A 24,676-nucleotide genomic window follows, 5' to 3' on the forward strand; every position below is an offset into this window, starting at 1 on the left:
GGGTGACGGTGCCCTCGGTGACGGACTCGCCCAGCGCGGGGAGGGTCACGTCGCGACCGCCGCCCGCGGGGGCGGCGGCAGGTGCCGGGGCAGCCTCGGGGGCCGGAGCGGGCTCAGGCGCAGCCTCGGGGGCCGGAGCGGCAGCCTCGGGGGCGGGCGCCGCGGCGGGGGCCTCGCCGGCCTCGCCGGCCTCGCCGATGCGCGCGAGGATCGCGCCGACCTCGGCCTCCTCGTCCTCCGGGACGAGGATCTCGAGGAGCACGCCGGCGAAGGGCGAGGGGATCTCGGTGTCGACCTTGTCGGTCGAGACCTCGAGGAGGGGCTCGTCCGCGGCGACGGTGTCGCCGACGGCCTTGAGCCAGCGGGTGACGGTGCCCTCGGTGACGGACTCGCCGAGAGCGGGAAGGGTGACGTCGTTGCTCATGAAAGGTTCTCCCTCAGTCGAATCGGATCAGTCGTGGGCGTGCAGCGGCTTGCCGGCGAGCGCGAGGTGCGCCTCGCCGAGAGCCTCGTTCTGCGTGGGGTGGGCGTGGATGAGCGGGGCGACGTCCTCGGGGTGAGCCTCCCAGCTCACGATGAGCTGCGCCTCGCCGATCTGCTCGCCCACGCGGGCGCCGAGCATGTGGACGCCGACCACGGGGCCGTCCTCGACGCGCACGAGCTTGATGAAGCCGGTGGTGCCGAGGATCTGGCTCTTGCCGTTGCCGCCCAGGTTGTACTCGAGCGTCTGGACCTTGTCGTCGCCGTACTCCTCCTTGGCCTTCGCCTCGGTGAGGCCCACCGACGCGACCTCGGGGTCGCAGTAGGTGACGCGGGGGATGTTCGCCTCGACGATCGGCTGGGGCGCGAGGCCCGCGATCTCCTCGGCGACGAAGATGCCCTGCTGGAAGCCGCGGTGCGCGAGCTGCAGGCCGGGGACGATGTCGCCGACCGCGTAGATGTTCGCGACGCCGGTGTGGAGGCGCTCGTCGGTGAGCACGAAGCCACGGTCGACGCGGATGCCCTGCTCCTCGTAGCCGAGGTCGGCGGTCCGGGGGCCACGGCCCACGGCGACCAGCATGACGTCGGCCTCGAGGACCGTGCCGTCCTCGAGGGTGACCTTCACGCCGCTGTCGTTCTGCTCGACGCCCTGGAAGCGGACGCCGACCTTGAAGTTGATGCCGCGCTTGCGGAACGCGCGCTCGAGGCCCTTGGAGAGCGCCTCGTCCTCGTTGGGCGCGAGGTGGGGGAGCGCCTCGACGATGGTGACGTCGGCGCCGAAGGACTTCCAGACGGACGCGAACTCGACGCCGATGACGCCGCCGCCGAGCACGATCGCGCGCTGCGGGACCCACTCCATGCCGAGCGCCTGGTCGGACGTGATGACACGTCCGCCGATCTCGAGGCCGGGGAGCGAGCGGGCGTACGAGCCGGTGCCCAGGATGATGTTCGAGCCGGTGTAGCGCTCGCCGTTCACCTCGATGGTGTCAGGCCCGACCAGGCGGCCGTGGCCCTCGATGACGTGGACCTTGCGCGACTTCACCAGGCCCTGGAGGCCGCGGTAGAGGCGGTCGATGACGCCCTGCTTGTACGAGTTCACCTTGGTCATGTCGATGCCGTGGAGCTGCGAGTTGACGCCGTACTTCTCGCCCTCGCGGGCGTTGTCGGCGAGCTCGGCGGCGTGGAGCAGCGCCTTGGTGGGGATGCAGCCGTTGTGCAGGCAGGTTCCGCCGACCTTCGACTCCTCGACCAGGCCCACGGTGAGACCGAGCTGGGAGGCGCGCAGGGCAGCGGCATAGCCGCCCGACCCGCCGCCGAGGATGAGGACATCAAACGAGCGTGGGGTGGACTCGGACACTATGGGATCTCCTTGTAAGGGATGTCGGTACCGCTTCATCTTGCCACGGTGCGGGTGAGCCGCGAACCGTGCGCGTCGCATGCTACGCCGACACCCGGTGACTACGCTGGGACCATGGGTCTGTTCTCGTGGATGTCGAGGTCGAAGAGCGCATCGTCGCCGCAAGGCGCCGGTCGGGACGCGAAGGCGGAGACCGTCGCTCACCTCAAGCAGTTCGTCGCGTCGCACACCGGATGCGAGGTGTTCATCGAACCGCCCACGCGCGTGACGCAGACCACGATGGTGATCGTCGCGGACACGGGGGAGTGGACGCGTCGCCGCGTCCCCGACGAGTCGGCGGCCCGGAAGCTCGCGCAGCAGCTCGCGATCCCGGCCTTCGACGTCAACCTCTCCGGTTACCCGTCGCGCATGCGCGAGTGGAACGAGCAGCAGCGCAAGAGCCACGGCTAGGACGACTCCCAATGACATAGGTGACAGGTGGGACGAGGGCGGAGCGGGTGTGGCGGGCCTTCGCGCTTGCCGCCGTTCACAGTTGCCACACGTGTCACCTGTGTCATTGGGAGTCGAGAAAGGCCCGGCCACCGCGAACGGTGACCGGGCCTTCGTCGTCGCTTGAGGGCGCTTACGCCTGCGCGCGCTCCTCGAGGAAGCGGAACAGGGTGCGGAGCGAGTGTCCGGTCGAGCCGGCGACGTTCTCGGCCCACGGCTTGCCCTCGTTGTACGACGGGCGCGCGATGTCGAGGTGCGCCCACGGGGTGTCGCCCACGAACTCGCGCAGGAAGATGCCGGCCGACAGCATGCCGCCGCCCTGCGGGTCGCCGATGTTCTGCAGGTCCGCGATCTTCGAGTCGATCGACTCGCGCAGGTGCTCGGGCAGGGGCATCGCCCACATGGCCTCGTCGACCTCGTTCGCGCGGGCCACGATCTCGTCGCGGATCTCCGCGGTGCCCATGACGCCCGAGGTGCGGGTGCCGAGCGCGACGCCCTGCGCGCCCGTGAGGGTCGCGACGTCGAGCAGCACGTCGGGGTTCTCCTCGCGCGCCTTGACGAGGCCGTCGGCCATGACCAGGCGGCCCTCGGCGTCGGTGTTGAGCACCTCGACGGTCTGGCCGCCGTAGATGCGGATGACGTCGGAGGGGCGCTGCGCGGTGCCCGAGGGCATGTTCTCCGCGATGCAGAGCCAGCCGGTGACGGCGATGGGCAGCTCGGCGCGGGCGGCCGCGACCACGGTGTGGAGCACGGTGGCGGCGCCGGTCATGTCGGACTTCATGGTCTCCATCGACTTCGACGGCTTGAGCGAGATGCCGCCGGTGTCGAAGGTGATGCCCTTGCCCACGAGCGCCACGGTCTGCGACGCGCCCTCGGGCTTGTAGGACAGGCGCACGAGGCGCGGCAGGCGGGCCGAGCCCATGCCGACCGCGAGGATGCCGCCGAAGCCCTCGTTGGCGAGGCGCTGGGCGTCCCACGTCTCGACCTCGATGCCGACCTGCGCGCCGAGCTGCTCGGCGATCTCGGCGAACGACCCGGGGAACAGGTCGAGCGGCGGGGTGTTGACGAGGTCGCGGATGCCTGCGGCGGCGGCGACGAGGACCTCGGCGCGCGCGAGCGCGGCGTCCGACGCGCCGGCGATCACCCATGCGGTGTCGGTGGCGGCGTCCTCGGCGGACTTGTAGTCGGTGAAGGCGTAGGCGCCGAGCACGGCGCCCTGGGTGATCGCGATCGCGTCCTCGTCGGAGGAGATCGGGAGCGCGACGATGACGGTCGACGGCTTCTTGCCGACCTGGCGCGAGGCCTCTCCGGCGGCGGTGCGGAGGTCCGCGTCCGAGCCCGAGCCGATGCCGACGACGACGACGCGGCGGGCTTCGGTGCCGGCTCCCGGCACGACGGTGACCTTGCCGGCCTTCGAGGAGGCGTCGAGGAGCGAGGCGCCCGCGGCGATGGTCTCGCGCGCCTCGTCGGAGAGCAGCGGGTGCGCTGCGACGGCGTCGTCCGCGGTCCAGCCGACGATGATGGCGTCGGCCTCGAGGGACGCGACCTGATCCTGGGTGGTGGTGATGGAGGTCATGCCGACGAGCCTAGCCCCGGTATTTTGGACCCGTGTACGTCCCCTTCTATCGCCACGTCCTGTCCCACGTAGATGCCGAGCGCGCCCACCGCCTCGGTGTGACCGCCATCGGCCGAGGTGCCTGGGCCTTCCGTGCCATGCGTCGGGTCGGTCTGGTCGCGACGCCGCATCGCGCGGGCGCCGTGAAGACGCTCGGTCTCACCTTCCCCGCGCCCGTGGGCCTCGCCGCGGGCATGGACAAGGACGCCGAGGCGGTCGCCGGGCTCGCCGCGGCGGGCTTCGGCTTCGTCGAGGTGGGCACCGTCACCCCGAAGGGTCAGCCGGGCAACGAGAAGCCGCGGTCGTGGCGCGAGAAGGACGTCGCCGGCCTGCGCAACCGGATGGGCTTCAACAACGCGGGGGCCGATGCGATGGCGGAGCGCCTCGCGGCGCTGCGCTCGACCAGGGCCGGCAAGCGCATCGTCCTCGGCGTCAACCTGGGCAAGAACAAGGTGACGCCGCCGGAGGGCGCGGCCGACGACTACGCGTACTCGGCGCGCCTGCTCGCGCGGTACGCCGACTACCTGGTGGTCAACGTCTCGTCGCCCAACACCCCGGGGCTGCGCGACCTCCAGTCGGTCGAGACGCTGCGTCCGATCCTCGAGGCGACGCGTGCCGCCGCCGACGAGGCCGTGACGGACCGCCGCGTGCCGCTGCTGGTGAAGATCGCGCCGGACCTCGCGGACGACGACGTCGACGCGGTCGCTGACCTCGCGCTCGAGCTCGGCCTCGACGGCATCGTCGCGTCCAACACGACCGTGGCGCACGACCGTGGTCCCGGGGGCCTGTCCGGCCCCGTGCTGCTGCCGCGCGCGCTCGAGATCGTGTCGCGGCTGCGCGGCCGGGTCGGTCCCGACCTCTGCATCATCGGCGTGGGCGGGATCTCCTCCGAGGCGGACGCGCGGGCGGTCCTCGCGGCGGGGGCGACCCTGCTGCAGGTCTACACGGCGTTCGTCTACCAGGGCCCCTGGTGGGTGGCGCGCCTCAACGCCGCGCTCACCGCGCACCGCTGAGCGCTCAGCTCGCGGCCGACGCCGACCCCGCCTCGTTCAGCAGCCGCAGCACCTCGCTGTCGGGCGTCTGCGAGAAGTCGAGGTACCACTGGCCCACGGCCTGGAGGCGGTTGGGGATGAGCGCGGCGAGAGCGAGATCAGCCGAGCCGTCCTTCATGAGCGCGTGGAGCGCGTCGGGCGCGGCGACACCGACCGCGACGATGACCCGTGACGCGCCGCCCGCCCGCGCGACCCGGGCCGCGGCCCGAGCCGTGCCCCCGGTCGCGATCCCGTCGTCGACCACGATCGCGGTGCGTCCGGCGAGCGGGACCCGCTCGCGTACCTCGCGGTAACGGGCGACCGCCGCATCGAGGGTGGCGCGCTCGCGCTCCTCGATCCGCGTGACGTCCTCCTCGGTGATGCCGAGGATGCGCATCGCGTCCTCGTCGAGCACCTTGACCCCGCCCTCGCCGATCGCGCCGAAGCCGTACTCGGGGTTGCCCGGCGCACCGAGCTTGCGCACCACGCACACGTCGAGGGGAAGACCGAGCCCGCGCGCGATCGCGGCACCGATGGGCACGCCGCCGCGCGGCAGCCCGAGCACCACCGACGTGCGGGGAGCGCCCGGGTTGACGAGCGGCGAGAGCAGCCATGTGAGGCGCGCACCCGCATCGTCCCGGTTCCGTAGGACGTCCACGCCTCCAGTGTGCGCCCGCCCGGGAACACGCGCCCGGCATCGTGCGTTCACCCCCTGTACGCACCTGCCAGGCGTACAAGCATTGTTTTCTCCTTTGATGCAGCGAAGGCCCCGGGATCATCCCGGGGCCTTCGTCGTGCGGAGGGGTCAGCGCGAGAGCGGCCCGGCCTCGACGGTGCGGGAGGGATCGCGCTCGACGATGTCGCCGAGCGCCTCGTCGATCCGGGTCATGAGGTCGGCCGGGATGACCACGCCCGAGGCCTTGGCGTTGTCGACGATCTGCTCGGGGCGCGAGGCGCCGATGATCGCGGCCGAGACGTTGTCGTTCTGCAGCACCCACGCGATCGCGAGCTGCGCCATCGTGAGGCCCAGCTCGTCGGCGATGGGCTGGAGGTTCTGGACGCGCGTGAGGATGTCGTCCTTCATGAACCGCTCGATGAAGCGAGAGCCGGCGTCGGACGTCGCGCGAGATCCGGCGGGCGCAGGCTGGCCAGGCTTGTACTTGCCCGTGAGGATGCCCTGCGCGACCGGCGACCACACGATCTGGCCCACGCCCACCTCCTTCGACGCGGGCACGACCTCCTCCTCGATGATGCGCCACAGCATCGAGTACTGCGGCTGCGAGGACACGAACGGGATGCGCAGCTCCTTCGCGAGGGCGGCGCCCGCGCGGATCTGGTCCGCGGTCCACTCGCTCACGCCGATGTAATGCGCCTTGCCCGCGTGCACGATGTCCGCGAACGCGCTCATCGTCTCCTCGAGCGGAGTGTCGTAGTCGTAGCGGTGCGCCTGGTAGAGGTCCACGTAGTCGGTCTGGAGGCGAGTGAGGGAGCCGTTGATCGACTCCATGATGTGCTTGCGCGACAGCCCCATGTCGTTGGCGCCGCCGGGGCCGGTGGTCCAGAAGACCTTGGTGAAGATCTCCAGGCTCTCGCGCCGCTCGCCCTTGAGCGCCTCGCCGAGGACCACCTCGGCGCCGGTGTTGGCGTACACGTCCGCCGTGTCGAAGGACGAGATGCCGACGTCGAGCGCGGCGCGCACGCACGCCTTCGCCTGGTCGTTCTCGACCTGCGACGCATGGGTGATCCAGTTGCCGTAGGTGAGCTCGGTGATCTTGAGGCCGGAGTTTCCGAGGTAGCGATAGTTGACCATGCCCTCCACCCTAGGGCCGCAGCGAGGGCGCGTTCCGCGGGACGACGAAGGCCCCGGACCGTGACGGTCCGGGGCCTCCGAGGACGATGCGGGCGCGGGTCAGACGGGGTACTCGCCGCGCTTGACCTTCGGCTTCGGCGCGCGGAAGCGGCGCATGTTGAGGTGGCGCGCGATGACGTAGAACGTCCAGCCGCGCGGCAGCTTGTGCGCGCCGAACTTGGCGGTGAAGCGCTTCTTGAGGCGGCGCGTCATGAGGAACGTCTCGAGGCCGACCACGAGCACCATGAAGTAGAACAGCGCGATGAGCGCGACCCCCGCCCAGCCGGTGTTCACCAGGAGGGACAGGATCACGAAGACGATCGACGCCGGCAGCAGGAACTCGCCGGGCGACGTGCGCGCGTCGACGTAGTCGCGCAGGAATCGGCGCTCGGGACCGCGGTGCTCGAGCGGCATGTGGCGCTCGTCACCCTCGCGCATCGCCTGCCACTCCTTCTCGCGCACCGCCCGCTGCTGGTCGCGCTGCTGCTTCTTCGCGGCCTTGGTGTCGGCGATGACGGGACGCCGACGCGCGGCCTCCTGGTCCTTGCGCTTGGGGGTCGGCTTGTTCTTCTTGCCGGAGACCTCGACGTCGGTCTCGGGGGTGGTGTTGTCGCTCATGTTGTTCTGATCAGTCCTTGGCGGGGTTCTTGGCGGGCAGCGCGAGCATACGGTCGAGCGCGATCTTCGCGAGGCGCTGGGTCTCGTCGTCCACGACGATGACGTTGGGCACGTCGCCCGCGACCAGCGACTCGAGCGCCCACACGAGGTGCGGGAGGTCGATGCGGTTCATGGTCGAGCAGAAGCAGACCGTGTCCTCGAGGAAGTGGACGTCCTTGTCGGGGTGCGCGTTCGCGAGGCGGCGGACCAGGTTGAGCTCGGTGCCGATCACCCACGACGAGCCGGGCTCGGCGGCGTCGAGCGCCTTGATGATGTACTCCGTCGAGCCGACCATGTCCGCGGCGGTGACGACGTCGTTGGCGCACTCGGGGTGCACCAGGACGTTGATGCCGGGGATCTGCTCGCGGAAGCGGTCGATGTGCGCCTTGCGGAAGCGGCCGTGCACCGAGCAGTGACCCTTCCAGAGGATCATGCGCGCCGCCTCGACCGCCTCGGGGGTGTTGCCGCCGAGGGGCTTGCGGGGGTCCCAGACGATGCAGTCGTCGAGCGAGAGGCCCAGCTGGAGCACCGCGGTGTTGCGGCCCAGGTGCTGGTCGGGCAGGAACAGCACCTTGCCGTCGCCCTCGACGCCGCCGACCTGGTCGAAGGCCCAGTGGAGCGCGACCTCGGCGTTGGAGGACGTGCAGACCACGCCGCCGTGCTCGCCGCAGAACGCCTTGATGGCGGCGGTCGAGTTCATGTAGGTCACGGGGACGGTGCGGGAGGCGATGCCGGCCTCCTCGAGCTGCGCCCACGCGTCGTCGACCTGGTTGATGTTCGCCATGTCCGCCATCGAGCAGCCGGCGGCCATGTCCGGGAGGATCACCTGCTGGTCGTCGGAGGTGAGGATGTCCGCGGACTCCGCCATGAAGTGGACGCCGCAGAACACGATGAACTCGGCGGCGGGGCGCGCGGCCGCGTCGCGCGCGAGCTTGAACGAGTCGCCGGTGACATCGGCGAACTGGATCACCTCGTCGCGCTGATAGTGGTGGCCCAGGATGAACACGCGGTCGCCGAGGGCCTCCTTCGCGGCGCGGGCACGCTCGACCAGGCCGGGATCCGACGGCGAGGGCAGGGTGCCAGGGCAGTCGACGCCGCGCTCCGACAGCGGGTCGCGACGCTCGCCCAGGAGCATCAGCGCAGACGGCGAGGGCTCAGAGAAGGTCTGGGTCATCTGGCCATTGTCGCATGGCGAGCAGGGCACACTTGAGGCCATGCGAGCCGTCATCGCCGCCCAGAGCTGGCCCCTTCAGGACGCCGGGAGCCTCGCTCCCGCGGACACCGCCCGACTCGTCCGAGATGCCTGGGAGGCCACCTCGCCGCACGTCGACCTCGCGGTCGTCGCGGCACCCTCGGGCGCGCCGCGGAGCGCCGACGCGCTGTCCGGAGACGAGGCCCCGGTGGGCGGTGCGATCGCGCGTCGCGTCGGCACGACCGTGGTGCTCGCGCCCGCGACCGGTGCCCGCTGGGAGCCCGCGGCCCTCGGCTCCGCGCTGCTCGGCCTGGCGGCGGCGGGGGAGGGCGCGACAGTGGTGGTGCCGCTCGGCGACGAGCCTCCGGCCGGGGACGCGGTCGACCTCTGGGGAGGCGGCCTCGAGGCGGCCCGCGCCGGCGTCGCCACGCTCGACATCGTGGCGCTCGTCGGCTCCGACCGCCCGCTCCTGGGCTTCTCCGGCATGAGCGCGGCCGTGCGCGACGGCCGGGAGCACGATGCGGCGCTCGCCGCCGCGGCCCAGGCTCAGGAGGAGCGGTGGACCGCGATCGCGCGTGAGGCGGACCCGCTCGCATCGCGTCGCACGCTGCTCGGACCGGCGCGTCTGTCCGACGAGCCGGGCACGGGCGCGGCCGGGGGTCTCGCGTACGCGCTGGCCGCGCTGGGCGCCCGGCTGGTCCCCGCATCGTCCGCGCTCGCCGCGCTCGCCGGTCTCGAGGAGGAGGCCGCGACCGCCGACGTCGTCGTCGCCGTGACCGCGCGGCTGCGCGCCGCCGATCTCGACCACGGCGTGGCCGCCGCCGCATCGTCCCTCGCCGCACGTCGGGGGGTCCCGTGCGTCGTGGTGACGGCCGACCTGGGCGTGGGGAAGCGCGACCTCATGGCGGCGGGCATCGCGTCCGCGCACGAGGGCGCGCCGGGGGAGGCCGGGCTCGCCGACCAGATCCGTCGCGTGGCCCAGACCTGGACGCCCGGACGGTGACATGTCCACGACATCTGCGCGCGGGGGTTCGGAATACATCCGGACGGGCGTACGCTTGAGAGAACACCGAGAGAGAGGAGGCGCACATGGCTGATCTTGCGACCGAGACCAAGTCCCACGGCGTCGTCATCACCGATGCTGCGGCGGCGAAGGTCAGGAGCCTGCTCGAGCAGGAGGGCCGCGACGACCTTCGACTGCGCCTCGCGGTGCAGCCCGGCGGTTGCTCGGGTCTCATCTACCAGCTCTACTTCGACGAGCGCACGCTGGACGGGGACGCGGTTCGCGACTTCGACGGCGTGGAGGTCGTTGTCGACAAGATGTCGGTCCCGTACCTCGACGGTGCGACGATCGACTTCGCGGACACCATCGAGAAGCAGGGTTTCACCATCGACAACCCGAACGCCTCGAGCTCCTGCGCGTGCGGAGACTCCTTCAGCTGATCTGATTCAGCGCAGACGGACGGTGAGGGCCACGCCCTCGCCGTCCGTTCTGCTTTCCCCGACGAACTCGTGGCCGGTCATGCGCGCCCACGCGGGCACGTCGATGCGTGCGGCGAGGTCGGTGCACAGCACCGTGATCGCGGTGCCGGCCGGCAGACCCTTCGCCGCCTTCGCCAGCTCGATGATCGGCAACGGGCACAGCAGCCCGGTCGCGTCGACGGTGACGTCCGAAGCGTCGGCGGCGGCCGCCTGATCCGCGCTCACGTCACAGCTCCGGGGCGCCGGCCTCGGCGCGCAGGTCCGCGATGACGCGGGGCATGAGCGCGAGCAGGCGGGAGATCTGCTCCTCGGTGACGCCCGGGTGGAGGCCCAGGCGCACGTTGCCGTGGCTGAGCGCCCCGACCGACGCGAGGACGCGGCTCGGCTCGAGGGTGCTCGTGGTGCAGGCCGAGCCCGAACCGACGGCGATGCCCTCGCGGTCGAGGCGGCTCAGCAGCGACTCGCCGTCGACGTAGAGGCACGAGAACGTGACGATGTGGGGGAGACGCTCGTCGGGGTCGCCGACCACGTCGACGCCCGGCCACGTCGCGGCGGTGGCGCGGACCCGCGCGACCAGGCCGCGGAGGCGCTCGGTGGTGGACTCGAGCTGCTCCGTGCGCTCCTGCAGCGCGACGGCCGCGGCGAGGACCGATGGGACGAACACGCCGCCGGGCGCCCAGTCGTCGCCCTCGGGCCACGAGGGGAGCCACCGGGTGCGCGGCTGCAACGCGACGATCCCGAGGCCCGACGGGCCGCCCCAGTCGGCGGGGTTCGCCACCAGCGCGTCCCAGTGCTCGGGGCTTGCGCCGTGGCCGATGCTCGCGGTCGCGTCGACCACGAGGGGGACGTTCGCGCTCCGGGTGACCTCCGCGACCTGATCGAGACGTTGGAGCGTCCCGATCTCGTGGTTGCCGTGCTGGACCGCGGCGAGCGCGACGTCGGGGACCGCGAGCTCCGCGGCCAGCGCGTCGAGGTCGACGTGCCCCAGGGTGTCGACCGGCACGGTGGTGACGTTGCCGCCCGCGAGGTGGTGGGCGGCGAGCAGGGTCGCGTCGCGCTCGATCGCGGTGCCGACGATGCGGTCGCGTCCGCGGCGCGCCGCGAAGATGCCCGCGATGATGCGCTCGAGACCGGTGTGAGGGGAGTGGCTGAGGTGGGTGTGCTCGGGGCGCGTGCCGAGCACGTCGGCGAAGGCCTCGCGGGCCGCATCGACGAGCTGCCTGGCACGACGCGACTCGGTGTGCAGACGGGACGGATCGGCCCACCCGTCGGCCAGCCCGGCGTGGAACGCCTCGAGCGTCCTGTTCGTCATAGGTGCGGACCCCGAGGCGTCCAGGAACATGCGTGCGGCCTGCATGGCATCACCGTACAGCGCGCTACACTGCCCGTGTGTCCCTGCTTTCACGTCCCCGCGTGCCCGGAAAAGCCCTGGCAGGCATCGCTGTCCTGGGACTGACGTCCCTCCTGGCAGGATGCGCCAACGGCATCGAGAACGGCGCCCTTCCCAGTTCCCCTGACATCACCAACCAGACCGGGCGGATCATCACGCTCTGGAACGGCTCATGGATCGCCGCGCTCGTCGTCGGCGTGATCACATGGGGCCTGATCCTCTGGTGCGTGGCGGTGTACCGCAAGCGCAAGGGGGACAACAAGCTCCCCGTGCAGACGCGTGCGAACGTTCCGCTCGAGCTGATGTACACCATCGTCCCGCTGCTGATGATCGGCGTGCTCTTCAAGTACACGGCCGAGGACATCGCCGCGATCACGGACACGTCCGAGACCCCGGACGTCCAGATCAACGTGGTCGGCAAGCAGTGGAGCTGGGACTTCAACTACATCGACGACGACGTCTACGACCCGGGCGTCCAGGCGACGCTCACCGGCGAGGAGGGCGTCGAGGAGACGCTCCCGACGCTGTACCTGCCCGTCGACGAGCGCGTCGAGTTCACCATCGACTCGCGCGACGTCATCCACTCGTTCTGGATCCCGGCGTTCCTGTACAAGATCGACGCGGTCCCCGGCCGCACCAACACCTTCCAGGTCATCCCGACCGAGGAGGGCCTGTACCAGGGCAAGTGCGCCGAGCTCTGCGGCGAGTACCACGCGTCCATGCTCTTCAACGTGGCCGTCGTGTCGCGAGAGGAGTACGACGCCCACATGGAGGAGCTCCGCGCCGCGGGCTACGACGGCCAGATCGGCGTCGACGAGTACAGCCGCGACCAGGTGGTCCAGCTCACCGAGGACCACGAGGAGGCCGAGTCCTGATGGCCACGACACTTCCGTACGAGAGCGGCGACGCTCCGCGCACCGCCGTCCTGCCGTCCACGCACACGCGTCGCGGCTCGCTGGTCATCAAGTGGATCACCTCCACCGACCACAAGACCATCGGGTACATGTACCTGATCACGTCGTTCTTCTTCTTCATCGTGGGCGGTCTGCTCGCGCTGCTCATCCGCGCCGAGCTCTTCGAGCCCGGCATGCAGGTGGTGCAGTCGGCCGAGCAGTACAACCAGCTGTTCACGATGCACGGCACGATCATGCTGCTGCTGTTCGCCACCCCGCTGTTCGCGGGCTTCGCGAACTTCATCATGCCGCTGCAGATCGGCGCGCCCGACGTCGCCTTCCCGCGCCTCAACATGCTGGCGTACTGGCTGTACCTCTTCGGCGGCGTCATCGCGATGGCCGGCTTCTTCACGCCGCAGGGCGCGGCCTCGTTCGGCTGGTTCGCGTACGCGCCGCTGTCGAACTCGATCTACTCGCCCGGAGTCGGCGGCGACCTGTGGGTCTTCGGCCTCGCGCTCGGCGGCTTCGGCACCATCCTCGGCTCGGTCAACTTCATCACGACCATCGTGACGATGCGCGCGCCGGGCATGACGATGTTCCGCATGCCGATCTTCACCTGGAACATCCTGGTGACGTCGATGCTCGTGCTGCTGGCCTTCCCGCCGCTCGCCTCGGCGCTGTTCGCGCTCGGCTCGGACCGCGTGCTCCACTCGCAGGTCTTCAACCCGGACAACGGCGGCGCCATCCTGTGGCAGCACCTGTTCTGGTTCTTCGGCCATCCCGAGGTGTACATCATCGCGCTGCCGTTCTTCGGCATCGTCTCCGAGATCTTCCCGGTCTTCTCGCGTAAACCCCTGTTCGGCTACCACGGCCTCGTGTACGCGACCATCGCGATCGCGGCGCTGTCCGTGACCGTCTGGGCGCACCACATGTACGTCACGGGCGCGGTGCTGCTGCCGTTCTTCTCGTTCATGACGATGCTCATCGCGGTCCCGACCGGCGTGAAGTTCTTCAACTGGATCGGCACGATGTGGCGAGGGAAGATCACCTTCGAGACGCCGATGCTGTGGTCGATCGGCTTCCTCGTGACCTTCCTCTTCGGCGGCCTCACGGGCATCATCCTCAGCTCCTCGGTGCTGGACTTCCCGCTGTCGGACTCGTACTTCGTGGTCGCGCACTTCCACTACGTCGTCTTCGGCACCGTGGTGTTCGCGATGTTCGCCGGCTTCTACTTCTGGTGGCCCAAGTTCACCGGCAAGATGCTCGACGAGCGCCTGGGCAAGATCCACTTCTGGCTGCTCTTCGTGGGCTTCCACACGACGTTCCTGGTCCAGCACTGGCTGGGTGCCCACGGCATGGCGCGACGCTACGTCGACTACATGCCCGAGGACGGCTTCACCTGGATGAACCAGCTGTCGACCATCGGCGCCGTGGTGCTCGCGCTGTCGACCCTGCCGTTCCTGTGGAACGTGTACGTGACGTCGAAGAAGGCGCCGCAGGTCACCGTGGACGACCCGTGGGGCTTCGGCAACTCGCTCGAGTGGGTCACCTCGTGCCCGCCGCCGCGCCACAACTTCACGTCCATCCCGCGCATCCGCTCGGAGCGGCCCGCGTTCGACCTGCACCACCCCGGTGCGGCCGCGCGCGACCACTACCAGGCCGAGCGTGACGCCACCGACCACGCGCCGGTCGCGTAAGGAGAATGCACGATGCGTACTGAAGCCAACATCTTCATCGTCCCCGGCGTGTTCTTCTTCATCGCCGGCACGGCCTACGGGATCTTCACGCACTGGTCGGAGTGGGTCGGGTTCACCGCGATCCTGCTGACCGGCGGCATGTTCGCCATGGTCGCGGTGTACTTCAAGATGCTGGAGAAGCGCCACGGCCAGCGCGCCGAGGACCGCGAGGACGCCGAGATCTCGGAGGACGCGGGCCTGCAGGGCACCTTCGCCCCGTGGAGCTGGTGGCCGCTGGTCGCCGGGCTCGGCGCTGCTCTCGCGTTCGTCGCGCTCGCCGTCGGCTGGTGGATCATGGTCCCCGCGGCCGTGGTCGGCGTGATCGGCCTGGTCGGCTGGGTCATGGAGTTCTCGCACGGACAGCACGCGCACTGACGCTGCAACCGTTCTGAAGCGGCCCGTCCCCAGGTGGGGGCGGGCCGCTTCGCTGCTCCCGCCCGTTGTCGGCGGCGGGCGGCACAATGGTCACCGACGCATCGTCCCCACCGTCGGGAGCCCCCATGACCCAGCCCGTGCACGCCGCCGACGCCCACGACCTCATCCGGGTCGAGGGCGCGCGCGAGAACAACCTCAAGGACGTCACGCTCACGCTCCCCAAGCGGCGCATCACGGTGTTCACGGGAGTGTCGGGCTCCGGCAAGAGCTCGCTCGTCTTCGACACCGTCGCCGCCGAGTCGCAGCGCATGATCAACGAGACCTACAGCGCCTTCGTCCAGGGCTTCATGCCCACGCTCGCGCGTCCCGACGTGGACCGGCTCGAGGGCCTCACCACCGCGATCATCGTCGACCAGGAGCGGATGGGGGCGAACGCGCGGTCGACCGTCGGCACGGTGACGGACGCCAACGCGCTGCTGCGGATCCTCTTCAGCAGGCTCGGTGACCCGCACCTCGGCTCGCCCCAGGCGTACTCGTTCAACGTGCCGTCGGTGTCCGGGCAGGGCGCGATCTCCGTCGGCGGGGCGAAGAAGGAGGTGCGCACCTTCTCGCAGCTGGGAGGGATGTGCCCGCGGTGCGAGGGGATGGGCAGCGTCTCCGACATCGACCTCGCGCAGCTGGTCGACGAGTCGCTGGCGCTCAAGGAGGGCGCGATCACGGTGCCCGGCTACACCGCCGACGGCTGGGCCGTGCGCCTCATCGCGAACGTGGTGCCCGGCGACGTTCCGGTCAAGGACTTCACGGCCAAGCAGCGGGAGGACTTCCTCTACGCGAAGCCGCGCAAGGTCAAGGCCGAGGGGATCAACCTCACGTACGAGGGGCTGGTCCCCAAGATCCAGAAGTCGATGCTGTCCAAGGACGTCGACTCGATGCAGCCGCACATCCGGGCCTTCGTCGAGCGGGCTGTGACGTTCCAGACGTGTCCCGAGTGCGCGGGCACGCGGCTCGCGGAGGGTGCGAGGGAGTCGCGCATCGGCGGCGTGAGCATCGCCGACGCGTGCGCGATGCAGATCACCGACCTCGCGGCGTGGGTGAGCGGCCTCGCGGAGCCGACCGTGGCGCCGCTGCTGCGTTCGCTCGCGGACCTGTGCGCCGGCTTCGTGGAGATCGGGCTCGGCTACCTCTCGCTCGACCGCCCGTCGGGCACGCTGAGCGGGGGAGAGGCGCAGCGCGTCAAGATGATCCGCCACCTCGGCTCGTCGCTCACCGACGTCACGTACGTATTCGACGAGCCCACCGTGGGCCTCCACCCCCACGACATCCGCCGCATGAACGAGCTCCTGGTGCGTCTGCGCGACAAGGGCAACACCGTGCTCGTGGTCGAGCACAAGCCCGAGGCGATCGCCATCGCGGACCACGTGGTGGACCTCGGTCCGGGCGCCGGGTCCGGAGGCGGCTCGGTGTGCTTCGAGGGGACGGTCGAGGGGCTCCGCGCCAGCGACACCCTCACCGGACGACACCTCGACGACCGCGCGCGCCTCAAGGAGGCCGTGCGGACCCCGAGCGGCGCGATCGAGGTGCGCGGCGCCTCGTCCCACAACCTCAAGGACGTCGACGTCGACATCCCGCTCGGCGTGCTCTGCGTGGTGACCGGGGTCGCCGGCTCGGGCAAGAGCTCGCTCATCCGCGACTCGATCCCACCGGGCGAGGACGTCGTCTACGTCGACCAGACGGCGATCAAGGGCTCACGGCGCTCGAACCCGGCCACGTACACGGGGCTGCTCGAGCCGGTGCGCAAAACCTTCGCCAAGGCCAACGGCGTCAAGCCTGCGCTCTTCAGCGCGAACTCCGAGGGCGCGTGCCCGGTCTGCAACGGCGCCGGGGTGATCTTCACCGAGCTGGGGCCGATGGCCACGGTCTCGTCGACGTGCGAGGAGTGCGAGGGGCGCCGCTATCAGGCTGAGGTGCTGCAGTACACGCTCGGCGGGCGCAACATCGCCGAGGTGCTGGAGATGCCCGTGAGCGAGGCCGTCGGCTACTTCGCCGACGGTGAGGCCCGCACCCCGGCGGCGCACGCGATCGTCGAGCGGCTCGAGGCCGTCGGGCTGGGATATCTGAGCCTGGGCCAGCCGCTCACCACGCTGTCGGGCGGCGAGCGCCAGCGTCTCAAGCTCGCGGTGCACATGGCGGACAAGGGCGGCGTCTACGTGCTCGACGAGCCCACCACAGGACTCCATCTCGCCGACGTCGCGCATCTCCTGGGGCTGCTCGACCGGCTGGTGGACTCCGGCAAGTCGGTCATCGTGATCGAGCACCACCAGGCGGTCATGGCGCACGCGGACTGGATCATCGACCTCGGTCCGGGGGCCGGTCACGACGGCGGGCGCATCGTCTTCGAGGGAACCCCGGCGGAGCTGGTCGCGTCGCGGGCGACGCTCACCGGCGAGCACCTCGCCGACTACGTCGGGGGCTAGGGCCGGCGCTCGGTCAGGCGCCGTCGTCGCGCGTGTCGCGAGGTGCGAAGCCTGCCACCCCCACCAGGCGGGCGATCACGACTGCGACGAAGAGCGTGCCGAGCACCGCCTCGAACGACCACAGCGATCGCGCCCACGGGGACACCGGCACGATGTCCCCGAAGCCGAGCGTCGCGAGCGTGACGTAGCTGCCGTACAGCAGCCCCTGCCACGTGAGCGCGCCGGCGTTGGGATCCGCGAAGCTCCCGGGCGAGCCGAGCTCCATGAGTCCCGACACCACCCCGAAGACCCCGCCGAGCAGCAGATAGGTGCAGACGGCGACGAGCAGCAGGTCGATGGTGCGGGCGCCGCGGGGCGGGCTGACGAGCGAGCGTGCGAGGGTCACCACGAGCGCGAGCTGGAGCACGCCCATGCTGGCGAGCATCGCGGCCTCGGCCGTGTCGTCCTGCTGCTGGAAGGCGTACCACGTGGTGCCGACCACGAGGCCCGCGGACGCGACCAGCAGGGGCCAGTACCGGCGTCGGTCGGTGTTCGCGCGGCGCACGCTGAACACCACGATCCCGACGTACGTGAGGAGGTACGCGAGGGTCCAGCCGGTGCCTTCGTACGTCACCGGGTAGCCGAACTGGAGGACGACCAGCGTGACGAGCAGCAGCCACATCATGGGGCGGTGCGCGGCCTCGTCCTCAGCGGTCTCCTCGTGGTGCGCGCCGGCGGTCAACATGCTCCCACCGTAGCGTCAGGCCTGCTGCCGGGGCATGAACGGGCCTCGGACGCGCGAAGGGCGGCCTCCCCAGGGGAGACCGCCCTTCGGACGTGACGAGACGCCTACGCGACGATGAGGCCCTGCGTGGCCGTCGCCGTGATGAAGCGCTGCTGGACGTTGGCCCAGTCCACGACGTTCCACCAGGCGTTGACGTAGTCCGCCTTGACGTTCTTGTACTGCAGGTAGAACGCGTGCTCCCACATGTCGAGCATGAGCAGCGGGACGATGCCGACCGGCACGTTGCCCTGCTGGTCGTAGAGCTGGACGATGATGAGCTTCTTGCCGATGGTGTCCCACGCGAGGATCGACCAGCCGGAGCCCATGATCGTCATGGCGTTGTTGGTGAAGTGCGCGCGGAAGCCGTCGAACGAGCCGAAGTGCTCGTCGATCGCCGCGGCGAGCTCGCCCTCGGGCTTGTCGCCGCCGTCGGGGGACATGTTGGTCCAGAACACCGAATGGTTGGTGTGACCGCCCAGGTTGAACGCGAGGGCCTTCTCGAGGCCGGCGATGGCGCCGAAGTCGCCCGACTCGCGCGCTCCCGCCATCTTCTCGAGCGCGGTGTTCGCGCCGGCGACGTAGGCGGCGTGGTGCTTGCTGTGGTGGAGCTCCATGATCTCGCCCGCGATGTGCGGGTCGAGAGCGCCGTAGTCGTAGCTGAGGTCCGGCAGCGTGTAGTCGGCCATTCTTCCTCCATTGTCGGGCCGCGGCCCGCGTGGGGGCGTCGCGACCGGGTTTCCGGGAACGCTCCGACTCTAGCGACAGGGCCGGGTGCGGAGCGAGTGGGACACCCACTCCAACCGGCGGCCGTGCCAGGGAATTCCGGGCGGGCCCCGCCCGCGCCTGCCGCCCGCGCTCGTTCGCGGAATGGGGCGTCCACGGTCGCTTCCCGCCGTGCGGTGTCCGCCATGGGGCATCGGTGGTCGGTCTGGGATGGGTGCGACCGTCGATGCCCCATGGGAGGCCTAGACCGCCGCAAAGCGACGGTGAGCGCCCCATTCCAGGGAGGCGGGGCGCGACACCGGGTCGGGAGCGGGCGGGGCTCGGCGCCGGGGGCGGGGTGCCGCCCGGGCATCGTCCCCTGGAGACGCCGCAGGGGCGCCCGGCCGATGCCGGACGCCCCTGCGATGACGGGATGTCAGTGGTGCGAGTGCTGCGCCTCCGCGAGCTCCTCCGGGGTGACGGGGGAGATGCGCTTCTCGAAGTAGATCCGCGAGAGCTGCTGCTTGAAGCGGTCCCAGCGGTACCCCTTGCGACGCACGCCGCGGTCGTTGAACTCCGGCTCGATCTCGAGCGGGGCGATGTCCTCGTAGGACACCAGGATCCAGCGCTCGTCGTCGGTGAGGGGCTCGTGGACCTCCTGGTACTCGCCGTGCTCGTGACGCACGATGCGACCGGTCTCCTTGCCGTGCAGCACCAGCTCGCGGTCCTTGCGCTGGAGGCCGAAGCACAGGCGACGGGTGATCCAGAACGCGAGGGCCGGCAGCACGAAGATGCCGATCCGGAAGAAGTACGTGAGGTCGTTGAGCGACAGGTGGAACAGGTTCGCGATGATGTCGTTCGAGCCCTCCATCACCAGGATCACGTAGAAGGTGATCGTGGCGACGCCGATGCCGGTACGGACCGGCGCGTTGCGCGGACGGTCGAGCACGTGCTTCTCGCCGCGGTCGCCGGTCGCCCACGCCTCGATGAACGGGTACAGCGCCACGAAGCCGAAGAACAGGCCCGGGAGGATGACCGCGGGGATGAGGATGTTGAGCGACAGCGTGTAGCCCCAGAGCTCCCACTCCATCGGGATGATGTCGAACAGCCAGCCCGGCATGAGGCGGAGAGCGCCGTCGACGAACAGGATGTACCAGTCGGGCTGGGTGCCCGCGGACACCGGCGACGGGTCGTAGGGGCCGTAGTTCCACACCGGGTTGATGGTGAAGACGGCCGCGACCAGCGCGACGATGCCGAACACGACGAAGAAGAAGCCGCCGGCCTTCGCGGTGTACACGGGGAAGAGGGGCAGGCCCACGACGTTCTTGTGGGTGCGGCCGCCGCCCGGGTACTGGGTGTGCTTGTGCAGGAACACCAGGAACAGGTGCAGCGCGATGAGCACGAGGATGAGGCCGGGCACCAGCAGGATGTGCATGGTGAACAGGCGGGGGATGAGGATCTCACCCGGGAACTCGCCGCCGAAGACCCAGTACGAGGCGTACTCGCCCACGATCGGGATCGAGCGGAACACGCCCTCGATGATGCGCAGGCCGTTGCCGGAGAGCACGTCGTCGGGGAGCGAGTAGCCGGAGAAGCCCGCGGCCAGCGACAGGATCATCAGCGTGAAGCCGACGAGCCAGTTGAGCTCGCGCGGCTTGCGGAACGCGCCGGTGAAGAACACCCGCGCCATGTGCGTGACGATCGCCGCGGTGAACAGCAGCGCCGACCAGTGGTGGATCTGGCGCATGAGGAGGCCGCCGGGGACCTCGAAGGACATGTGCAGCGTCGAGGCGAAGGCCTCGGACATCTCCACACCCTGCATGGTCGCGAGCGGGCCGTCGTAGGTGACGATGGTCATCGACGGCACGAAGAACGCGGTGAGGAACACGCCCGACAGCAGCAGCACCACGAACGAGTACAGCGCGATCTCGCCGAGCATGAACGACCAGTGGTCGGGGAACAGCTTGCGCGCGAAGAACTTGACGAAGCCGCCGATCGACGTGCGCTCGTCGACGTAGTTGGCGGTGCCGGCGGCAGCGGCGTCCAGACGTGCGCCCATCAGTGGCCGCCCTCCTCGGTCTCATCGGCGTGAAGGCCGTCGGACGTGTCCTTGAGGCGCGTCCAGTAGGACGGGCCGATCGGCTCGTGGAAGTCGCTCTGGGCGACGATGTAGCCCTCCTCGTCGACCGCGATCGGCAGCTGCGGGAGCGGCCGCTTGGCGGGGCCGAAGACCACCTTCGCGCCGTCCGCGACGTCGAACGTCGACTGGTGGCACGGGCACAGCAGGTGGTGGGTCTGCTGCTCGTAGAGCGCCACGGGGCAGCCGACGTGCGTGCAGATCTTCGAGTACGCGACGATGCCGTCGAAGGACCAGTCCTCGCGGCCCTCCTGGATCTTGAGGTCGCGCGGGTCGAGGCGGAGCAGGAGGACGACGGCCTTGGCCTTCTCCTCGATCTTGTGGTGCTCGAGCTCGTTGAGGCCCTCGGGGATGACGTGGAACGCGGAACCGATGGTGACGTCGGACGCCTTGATGGGCGTGCCGTCGGGGTCGCGGGCGAGGCGGGTGCCCTTGCGCCACATCGTGTGCCCGAAGTTGGACGTGTTCCAGTCGGCGCCCATGTTGCCGATCTGGGGCCACAGCACCGCGAGCGGAGCCGCGAGGAGGGCGAGGACGCCCGTGCCGACCAGCAGGGGGCGGCGCTTGACGCCCGAGATGCCGGAGTCCTCGGCGCCGTCCTTGAGGTTCTGGATCGCGCCCTCGCGCGCCTCGTCGGACGAGCGCAGCTCGTGGCGCTCCTCGACCATCTCGTGGTCGCGCATGAGCGTCTTGGCCCAGTGGATCGCTCCGAGGCCGATGCCGATCATCGCGAGGAAGATGCCGAGGCCGATCACCATGTTGGTGAAGCGGATCGACTCGATCTCGTCCGTCATGTCGAGCACCATGTACGCGCCCACGGCGACGATGGTGCCCACGATCGAGACGCCGAACAGCGCGGCGACCTGACGCTCGGCCTTCTTCTCGGCCTTGGGGTCCACGTCCGCGCGACGCGGACGGTGATAGGGGACGCCCGGGTCCTCGAAGGACTCGGGGTTCTGCTCCGACTCGTGCGAGGTCGGGTTCTCAGTGGTGCTCATGAAGAACGGGCTCCGATCCACACGGTGCTGGCGATGATGAGTCCGAGGGCGACGAGCCACCCCCACATGCCCTCGGCGACGGGGCCGATGGCGCCGAGGCGGAGGCCGCCCGGCGAGCCGGCGTCCTGAGCCTCGATGTAGGCGATGATGTTGCGCTTGCCCTCGGGGGTGATGTTCGCGTCGTTGAAGACGGGCATCGACTGCGGTCCCGTGAGCATGGCCTCGTAGATGTGCGTGGGGGTCGTCTCCCACAGGCTGGGGGCGAACTTGCCCTGCGTGAGGGCGCCTCCGCCGCCGACCGAGCCGTGGCACATGGCGCAGTTGGTGCGGAAGAGCTCCATGCCGTTGGCGGCGTCGCCCAGCTCGGGGTCGACCTGCTCGGCGGTGGGGATCGCAGGGCCGGCGCCGAGCGAGGCGACGAACGCGGCGAGCTGCGAGATCTCCTCCTGGGAGAACTGCGTGCGCTTGGCGGGGGCCTGCGGGCCCGAGGCCTGCATCGGCATGCGGCCGGTGCCGACCTGGAAGTCGACGGCGGCGGCGCCCACGCCGACGAGCGAGGGCGCGACGCCGTCGGTGCCGGTGGCGTCGAGGCCGTGGCAGGAGGCGCAGTTGGCGGCGAAGAGCTTCTCGCCCTCCGCGGCGTCGTCGGCGGTGGTGGTGGCCGCGTCGGCGGACGATGCGGTCGAGACGGCGGCGGCGATGCCGGTGACGAGCGCGAGCAGCAGCAGGACGAGGACGACCGGGGCCGCGCGGTGGTAGCGGTGGCGTGCGAGTGCGTTCATGATCTGCCGGTCCCTTACTGGATCACGTAGATCACGAAGAACAGCGCGATCCACACCACGTCGACGAAGTGCCAGTAGTACGAGACGACGATGGTGGTCGTGGCCTCGTGCGTGCCGAACTTCTTGGCTGCGAAGGAGCGGGCGAGCACGAACAGCATGGCGATGAGGCCGCCGAGGACGTGCAGGCCGTGGAAGCCGGTCGTGAGGTAGAAGACCGAGCCGTAGGGGCTCGACGAGATGGTGAGCCCCTCCGAGATGAGCATCGCGTACTCGTACACCTGGCCGGCGATGAACACCGAGCCCATGATGTAGGTGAGCACGAACCACTCGTGCATGCCCCAGCCCTTGAGCTGGTACAGCTTCCCGGTGCGGCGGCGCTGATAGCGCTCTGCCGCCCACACGCCCGCCTGGGCGGTGAAGGACGACAGCACCAGGACGGTGGTGTTCGCGAGAGCGAAGGGGATGTTCAGCAGCTCGGTCTTGTCGGCCCAGACCTCGGGAACCTGAGCGCGCAGCGTGAAGTACATCGCGAACAGACCCGCGAAGAACATCAGCTCGGAGCTCAGCCACACGATGGTGCCGACGGCTACCTGGTTGGGCCTGGTCGCGTGGATGGGCGACGGCGCAGTGGTGGCGTGGGACATAGGTCCCATTAAAGCGTACGGAGCACCCGGGACTCACCATCCAACGCGCGAGCCTCGAGGCGTGTTCCCGTACCCGTGCCGGTATGCCCGGATGAGGCGCGGCGCCGGGAGGAAACGTCCCGGTGTCGTGCCAGAATGGGCGCCATGAGCGACGTGGTCAAGCACGAGTCAGGGGACGTCTCCGTCCGCAAGGCCCGCATCCTTCTCTACAGCGACGATCGGAACGTCCGCGAGAAGGTGCGCTTCGCCGTGGGGCCGACGACGCACGGTCAGCCGATCGAGTGGACCGAGACGGCCACGCATGCGGCGGTGACCGAGCGTCTCGACAACGGCACGTTCGACCTCGTGATCCTCGACGGCGAGGCGGCGAAGGTCGGCGGCATGGCCGTCGCGCGCCAGATGAAGCACGAGCTCTATGCCTGCCCGCCGATCCTGCTCCTCGTGGGACGCCCGGGCGACGCGTGGCTCGCCACGTGGTCGGAGGCCGACGCCGCCGTGTCGCACCCGCTCGACCCGTTCGTCGTCCGCGACGCGGTCGACTCGTTCTTCGCGCCCGCGACCGCCTGAGGCCCGGGACGATGGCGACGCTCCAGGACCTGCTCGCGCGCCTCGTCGAGCACGAGGACCTCACGTCCGAGGAGACGGCCGCGGTCATGGACTCGGTCCTCACCGACTCCGCCTCGCCCGTCGCGATGGGCGCGTTCCTTGCTGCGCTGCGTGTCAAGCGGGAGACGCCCGCGGAGGTCGCCGGCCTCGCGCAGGCGATGCTCAGCCACGCGCTCCGCTTCGAGGTGCCCGGGCGCACCGTCGACATCGTCGGCACGGGAGGCGACGGCGCGCACACGGTCAACATCTCCACGATGGCGTCGATCGTCATCGCGGGCGCCGGCCCGACGGTGGTGAAGCACGGCAACCGCGCCGCGACCTCGAAGTCCGGGTCCGCCGACGTGCTCGCCGCGCTGGGCGTGCGTCTCGACCTGCCGGTCGAGCGGGTGAAGGAGCTCGCGACCGAGGTGGGCATCACCTTCTGCTTCGCGCAGGTCTTCCACCCCTCGATGCGCTTCGCGATGCCGATCCGCAAGGAGCTCGGCGTCCCGACCACGTTCAACATCCTGGGGCCGCTGACCAACCCGGCCCAGCCGCAGGCGACGGCCATCGGCTCCTCGTCGCTGCGCGTCGCGCCGGTGCTCGCGGGCGTGGTCGCGTCGCAGGGCCGCGAGGCGCTCGTGTTCCACGGCGACGACGGTCTCGACGAGCTCGCGCCCACGGGTGCGGCCACCGTCTGGGAGGTGCGCGGCGGGGGAGTGACCGAGCTGCGCCTCGACCCCGTCAGCGACCTCGGTCTCTCGCGCATCACTATCGACGACCTGCGCGGAGGCGAGGCCGAGGAGAACGCCGCGGTGGTCCGCGATGTTCTCGCCGGCGGCGGCGGGGCGGTGCGCGACACCGTGCTGCTCAACGCGGCGTCCGGCCTGGTGGCCGATGCGACGCTCGCGGGCACGTCGAGCGGGACCCTGGTCGAGCGCTTCGAGGCGGGCCTCGAGCACGCCGCGCGTGCCGTCGACTCCGGAGCGGCGGCGGACGTGCTCGACCGCTGGATCACCGCGACCCAGGCCTGACGGCCGTCGCG

The 24,676-nt window shown here is 70.3% G+C and carries 25 protein-coding genes; 10 read left to right on the forward strand and 15 right to left on the reverse strand.

Annotated features, from left to right (window positions below):
- Both TR42_RS00005 and lpdA read right to left on the reverse strand, forming a co-directional pair.
- A partial coding sequence (locus TR42_RS00005; protein WP_042211885.1) for a biotin/lipoyl-containing protein occupies window positions 1–424 on the reverse strand: 424 nt, incomplete at its 3' end.
- 27 nt (window positions 425–451) lie between these two features.
- Window positions 452–1,837 (reverse strand): dihydrolipoyl dehydrogenase, encoded by a 1,386-nt coding sequence (gene lpdA / locus TR42_RS00010; protein WP_425305725.1) that lies wholly within the window; start codon window positions 1,835–1,837, stop codon window positions 452–454.
- A 114-nt stretch (window positions 1,838–1,951) separates the two neighbouring features.
- Between lpdA and TR42_RS00015 the strand changes: the two genes are divergently transcribed.
- Window positions 1,952–2,287, forward strand: coding sequence for a hypothetical protein (locus tag TR42_RS00015; protein ID WP_042211889.1), 336 nt, complete (start codon window positions 1,952–1,954; stop codon window positions 2,285–2,287).
- A 172-nt stretch (window positions 2,288–2,459) separates the two neighbouring features.
- Here the strand turns inward: TR42_RS00015 and TR42_RS00020 are convergent, their stop codons facing one another.
- On the reverse strand, window positions 2,460–3,902 hold the full coding sequence (locus tag TR42_RS00020) for a leucyl aminopeptidase (RefSeq protein ID WP_042211890.1): 1,443 nt from the start codon (window positions 3,900–3,902) through the stop codon (window positions 2,460–2,462).
- Window positions 3,903–3,934: 32 nt separating this feature from the next.
- Between TR42_RS00020 and TR42_RS00025 the strand changes: the two genes are divergently transcribed.
- Window positions 3,935–4,954, forward strand: a complete 1,020-nt coding sequence (locus tag TR42_RS00025) for a quinone-dependent dihydroorotate dehydrogenase (RefSeq protein WP_042211892.1) — start codon at window positions 3,935–3,937, stop codon at window positions 4,952–4,954.
- 4 nt (window positions 4,955–4,958) lie between these two features.
- On the opposite strand, the gene TR42_RS00030 is transcribed toward TR42_RS00025, so the two are convergent.
- The 4 genes from TR42_RS00030 to nadA all read right to left on the reverse strand — a co-directional run bounded on the left by TR42_RS00030 (window position 4,959) and on the right by nadA (window position 8,652).
- The gene (locus TR42_RS00030; RefSeq protein ID WP_052405456.1) at window positions 4,959–5,630 is read right to left on the reverse strand and encodes a phosphoribosyltransferase; all 672 of its coding nucleotides are present in this window, start codon (window positions 5,628–5,630) and stop codon (window positions 4,959–4,961) included.
- Window positions 5,631–5,777: 147 nt separating this feature from the next.
- Window positions 5,778–6,782 (reverse strand): aldo/keto reductase family protein, encoded by a 1,005-nt coding sequence (locus TR42_RS00035; protein WP_042211893.1) that lies wholly within the window; start codon window positions 6,780–6,782, stop codon window positions 5,778–5,780.
- Window positions 6,783–6,881: 99 nt separating this feature from the next.
- Entirely contained in the window at window positions 6,882–7,439 is a 558-nt protein-coding gene (locus TR42_RS00040) for a DUF3043 domain-containing protein (protein ID WP_042211895.1), read from the reverse strand.
- 10 nt (window positions 7,440–7,449) lie between these two features.
- Window positions 7,450–8,652, reverse strand: a complete 1,203-nt coding sequence (gene nadA / locus TR42_RS00045) for a quinolinate synthase NadA (RefSeq protein WP_042211896.1) — start codon at window positions 8,650–8,652, stop codon at window positions 7,450–7,452.
- Window positions 8,653–8,692: 40 nt separating this feature from the next.
- Here nadA and TR42_RS00050 point away from each other — a divergent pair, with 40 nt between their 5' ends.
- A complete protein-coding gene (locus TR42_RS00050; RefSeq protein ID WP_042211898.1) occupies window positions 8,693–9,673 on the forward strand; it encodes a glycerate kinase in 981 nt (326 codons plus the stop codon).
- A gap of 86 nt (window positions 9,674–9,759) precedes the next feature.
- Window positions 9,760–10,113 (forward strand): iron-sulfur cluster insertion protein ErpA, encoded by a 354-nt coding sequence (gene erpA / locus TR42_RS00055; protein WP_042211900.1) that lies wholly within the window; start codon window positions 9,760–9,762, stop codon window positions 10,111–10,113.
- Between the two features lie 6 nt (window positions 10,114–10,119).
- Here the strand turns inward: erpA and TR42_RS00060 are convergent, their stop codons facing one another.
- Window positions 10,120–10,377: a sulfurtransferase TusA family protein gene (locus TR42_RS00060; RefSeq protein ID WP_042211902.1), complete on the reverse strand. Its 258-nt coding sequence runs from the start codon at window positions 10,375–10,377 to the stop codon at window positions 10,120–10,122.
- Window position 10,378: 1 nt separating this feature from the next.
- A complete protein-coding gene (locus TR42_RS00065; RefSeq protein ID WP_042211904.1) occupies window positions 10,379–11,509 on the reverse strand; it encodes a cysteine desulfurase family protein in 1,131 nt (376 codons plus the stop codon).
- Window positions 11,510–11,541: 32 nt separating this feature from the next.
- Here TR42_RS00065 and ctaC point away from each other — a divergent pair, with 32 nt between their 5' ends.
- From ctaC to TR42_RS00085, 4 genes are all read left to right on the forward strand, one after another.
- Complete coding sequence (gene ctaC, locus TR42_RS00070) at window positions 11,542–12,417, forward strand: aa3-type cytochrome oxidase subunit II (RefSeq protein WP_169742199.1); 876 nt, start codon at window positions 11,542–11,544, stop codon at window positions 12,415–12,417.
- Entirely contained in the window at window positions 12,417–14,132 is a 1,716-nt protein-coding gene (gene ctaD, locus TR42_RS00075; protein WP_081953078.1) for an aa3-type cytochrome oxidase subunit I, read from the forward strand. The genes ctaC and ctaD overlap by 1 nt, the downstream gene beginning before the upstream one ends.
- A gap of 12 nt (window positions 14,133–14,144) precedes the next feature.
- Window positions 14,145–14,546, forward strand: coding sequence for a cytochrome c oxidase subunit 4 (locus tag TR42_RS00080; protein ID WP_042211905.1), 402 nt, complete (start codon window positions 14,145–14,147; stop codon window positions 14,544–14,546).
- Between the two features lie 125 nt (window positions 14,547–14,671).
- On the forward strand, window positions 14,672–17,020 hold the full coding sequence (locus TR42_RS00085; protein ID WP_042211907.1) for an ATP-binding cassette domain-containing protein: 2,349 nt from the start codon (window positions 14,672–14,674) through the stop codon (window positions 17,018–17,020).
- 13 nt (window positions 17,021–17,033) lie between these two features.
- Here the strand turns inward: TR42_RS00085 and TR42_RS00090 are convergent, their stop codons facing one another.
- The 6 genes from TR42_RS00090 to ctaE all read right to left on the reverse strand — a co-directional run bounded on the left by TR42_RS00090 (window position 17,034) and on the right by ctaE (window position 23,046).
- Entirely contained in the window at window positions 17,034–17,744 is a 711-nt protein-coding gene (locus TR42_RS00090) for a potassium channel family protein (protein ID WP_052405457.1), read from the reverse strand.
- A gap of 104 nt (window positions 17,745–17,848) precedes the next feature.
- Window positions 17,849–18,469 carry a superoxide dismutase gene (locus tag TR42_RS00095; RefSeq protein ID WP_042211909.1) on the reverse strand — a complete coding sequence of 207 codons (621 nt, stop codon included), beginning with the start codon at window positions 18,467–18,469 and terminating at the stop codon, window positions 17,849–17,851.
- A gap of 452 nt (window positions 18,470–18,921) precedes the next feature.
- The gene (qcrB, locus tag TR42_RS00100; RefSeq protein ID WP_042211911.1) at window positions 18,922–20,544 is read right to left on the reverse strand and encodes a cytochrome bc1 complex cytochrome b subunit; all 1,623 of its coding nucleotides are present in this window, start codon (window positions 20,542–20,544) and stop codon (window positions 18,922–18,924) included.
- The gene (gene qcrA, locus TR42_RS00105; protein ID WP_042211912.1) at window positions 20,544–21,620 is read right to left on the reverse strand and encodes a cytochrome bc1 complex Rieske iron-sulfur subunit; all 1,077 of its coding nucleotides are present in this window, start codon (window positions 21,618–21,620) and stop codon (window positions 20,544–20,546) included. The genes qcrB and qcrA overlap by 1 nt, the downstream gene beginning before the upstream one ends.
- Window positions 21,617–22,402 carry a cytochrome bc1 complex diheme cytochrome c subunit gene (gene qcrC, locus TR42_RS00110; protein ID WP_042211914.1) on the reverse strand — a complete coding sequence of 262 codons (786 nt, stop codon included), beginning with the start codon at window positions 22,400–22,402 and terminating at the stop codon, window positions 21,617–21,619. Before qcrC ends, qcrA begins: the two co-directional genes overlap by 4 nt.
- Window positions 22,403–22,416: 14 nt before the next feature.
- On the reverse strand, window positions 22,417–23,046 hold the full coding sequence (gene ctaE / locus TR42_RS00115) for an aa3-type cytochrome oxidase subunit III (protein ID WP_042211916.1): 630 nt from the start codon (window positions 23,044–23,046) through the stop codon (window positions 22,417–22,419).
- A gap of 144 nt (window positions 23,047–23,190) precedes the next feature.
- Between ctaE and TR42_RS00120 the strand changes: the two genes are divergently transcribed.
- Both TR42_RS00120 and trpD read left to right on the forward strand, forming a co-directional pair.
- A complete protein-coding gene (locus TR42_RS00120; protein ID WP_042211918.1) occupies window positions 23,191–23,613 on the forward strand; it encodes a response regulator in 423 nt (140 codons plus the stop codon).
- Between the two features lie 11 nt (window positions 23,614–23,624).
- Window positions 23,625–24,665: an anthranilate phosphoribosyltransferase gene (trpD, locus tag TR42_RS00125; RefSeq protein WP_042211920.1), complete on the forward strand. Its 1,041-nt coding sequence runs from the start codon at window positions 23,625–23,627 to the stop codon at window positions 24,663–24,665.
- Window positions 24,666–24,676 lie beyond the last annotated feature (11 nt).

Source organism: Demequina mangrovi, from assembly GCF_000759715.1.
In the GTDB taxonomy this organism is placed as follows: Bacteria; Actinomycetota; Actinomycetes; order Actinomycetales; family Demequinaceae; genus Demequina; species Demequina mangrovi.

What these genes read in the sequence shown, in the direction of transcription:
- TR42_RS00090 (WP_052405457.1), bottom strand. Translation starts at nt 17,744, where the DNA reads ATGTTGACCGCCGGCGCGCACCACGAGGAGACCGCTGAGGACGAGGCC.
- qcrB (WP_042211911.1), bottom strand. Translation starts at nt 20,544, where the DNA reads ATGGGCGCACGTCTGGACGCCGCTGCCGCCGGCACCGCCAACTACGTC.
- TR42_RS00085 (WP_042211907.1), top strand. Translation starts at nt 14,672, where the DNA reads ATGACCCAGCCCGTGCACGCCGCCGACGCCCACGACCTCATCCGGGTC.
- qcrA (WP_042211912.1), bottom strand. Translation starts at nt 21,620, where the DNA reads ATGAGCACCACTGAGAACCCGACCTCGCACGAGTCGGAGCAGAACCCC.
- TR42_RS00035 (WP_042211893.1), bottom strand. Translation starts at nt 6,782, where the DNA reads ATGGTCAACTATCGCTACCTCGGAAACTCCGGCCTCAAGATCACCGAG.
- nadA (WP_042211896.1), bottom strand. Translation starts at nt 8,652, where the DNA reads ATGACCCAGACCTTCTCTGAGCCCTCGCCGTCTGCGCTGATGCTCCTG.
- trpD (WP_042211920.1), top strand. Translation starts at nt 23,625, where the DNA reads ATGGCGACGCTCCAGGACCTGCTCGCGCGCCTCGTCGAGCACGAGGAC.
- TR42_RS00050 (WP_042211898.1), top strand. Translation starts at nt 8,693, where the DNA reads ATGCGAGCCGTCATCGCCGCCCAGAGCTGGCCCCTTCAGGACGCCGGG.
- TR42_RS00020 (WP_042211890.1), bottom strand. Translation starts at nt 3,902, where the DNA reads ATGACCTCCATCACCACCACCCAGGATCAGGTCGCGTCCCTCGAGGCC.
- TR42_RS00040 (WP_042211895.1), bottom strand. Translation starts at nt 7,439, where the DNA reads ATGAGCGACAACACCACCCCCGAGACCGACGTCGAGGTCTCCGGCAAG.
- ctaD (WP_081953078.1), top strand. Translation starts at nt 12,417, where the DNA reads ATGGCCACGACACTTCCGTACGAGAGCGGCGACGCTCCGCGCACCGCC.
- qcrC (WP_042211914.1), bottom strand. Translation starts at nt 22,402, where the DNA reads ATGAACGCACTCGCACGCCACCGCTACCACCGCGCGGCCCCGGTCGTC.
- erpA (WP_042211900.1), top strand. Translation starts at nt 9,760, where the DNA reads ATGGCTGATCTTGCGACCGAGACCAAGTCCCACGGCGTCGTCATCACC.
- ctaE (WP_042211916.1), bottom strand. Translation starts at nt 23,046, where the DNA reads ATGTCCCACGCCACCACTGCGCCGTCGCCCATCCACGCGACCAGGCCC.
- TR42_RS00095 (WP_042211909.1), bottom strand. Translation starts at nt 18,469, where the DNA reads ATGGCCGACTACACGCTGCCGGACCTCAGCTACGACTACGGCGCTCTC.
- TR42_RS00015 (WP_042211889.1), top strand. Translation starts at nt 1,952, where the DNA reads ATGGGTCTGTTCTCGTGGATGTCGAGGTCGAAGAGCGCATCGTCGCCG.
- TR42_RS00080 (WP_042211905.1), top strand. Translation starts at nt 14,145, where the DNA reads ATGCGTACTGAAGCCAACATCTTCATCGTCCCCGGCGTGTTCTTCTTC.
- TR42_RS00065 (WP_042211904.1), bottom strand. Translation starts at nt 11,509, where the DNA reads ATGCAGGCCGCACGCATGTTCCTGGACGCCTCGGGGTCCGCACCTATG.
- TR42_RS00120 (WP_042211918.1), top strand. Translation starts at nt 23,191, where the DNA reads ATGAGCGACGTGGTCAAGCACGAGTCAGGGGACGTCTCCGTCCGCAAG.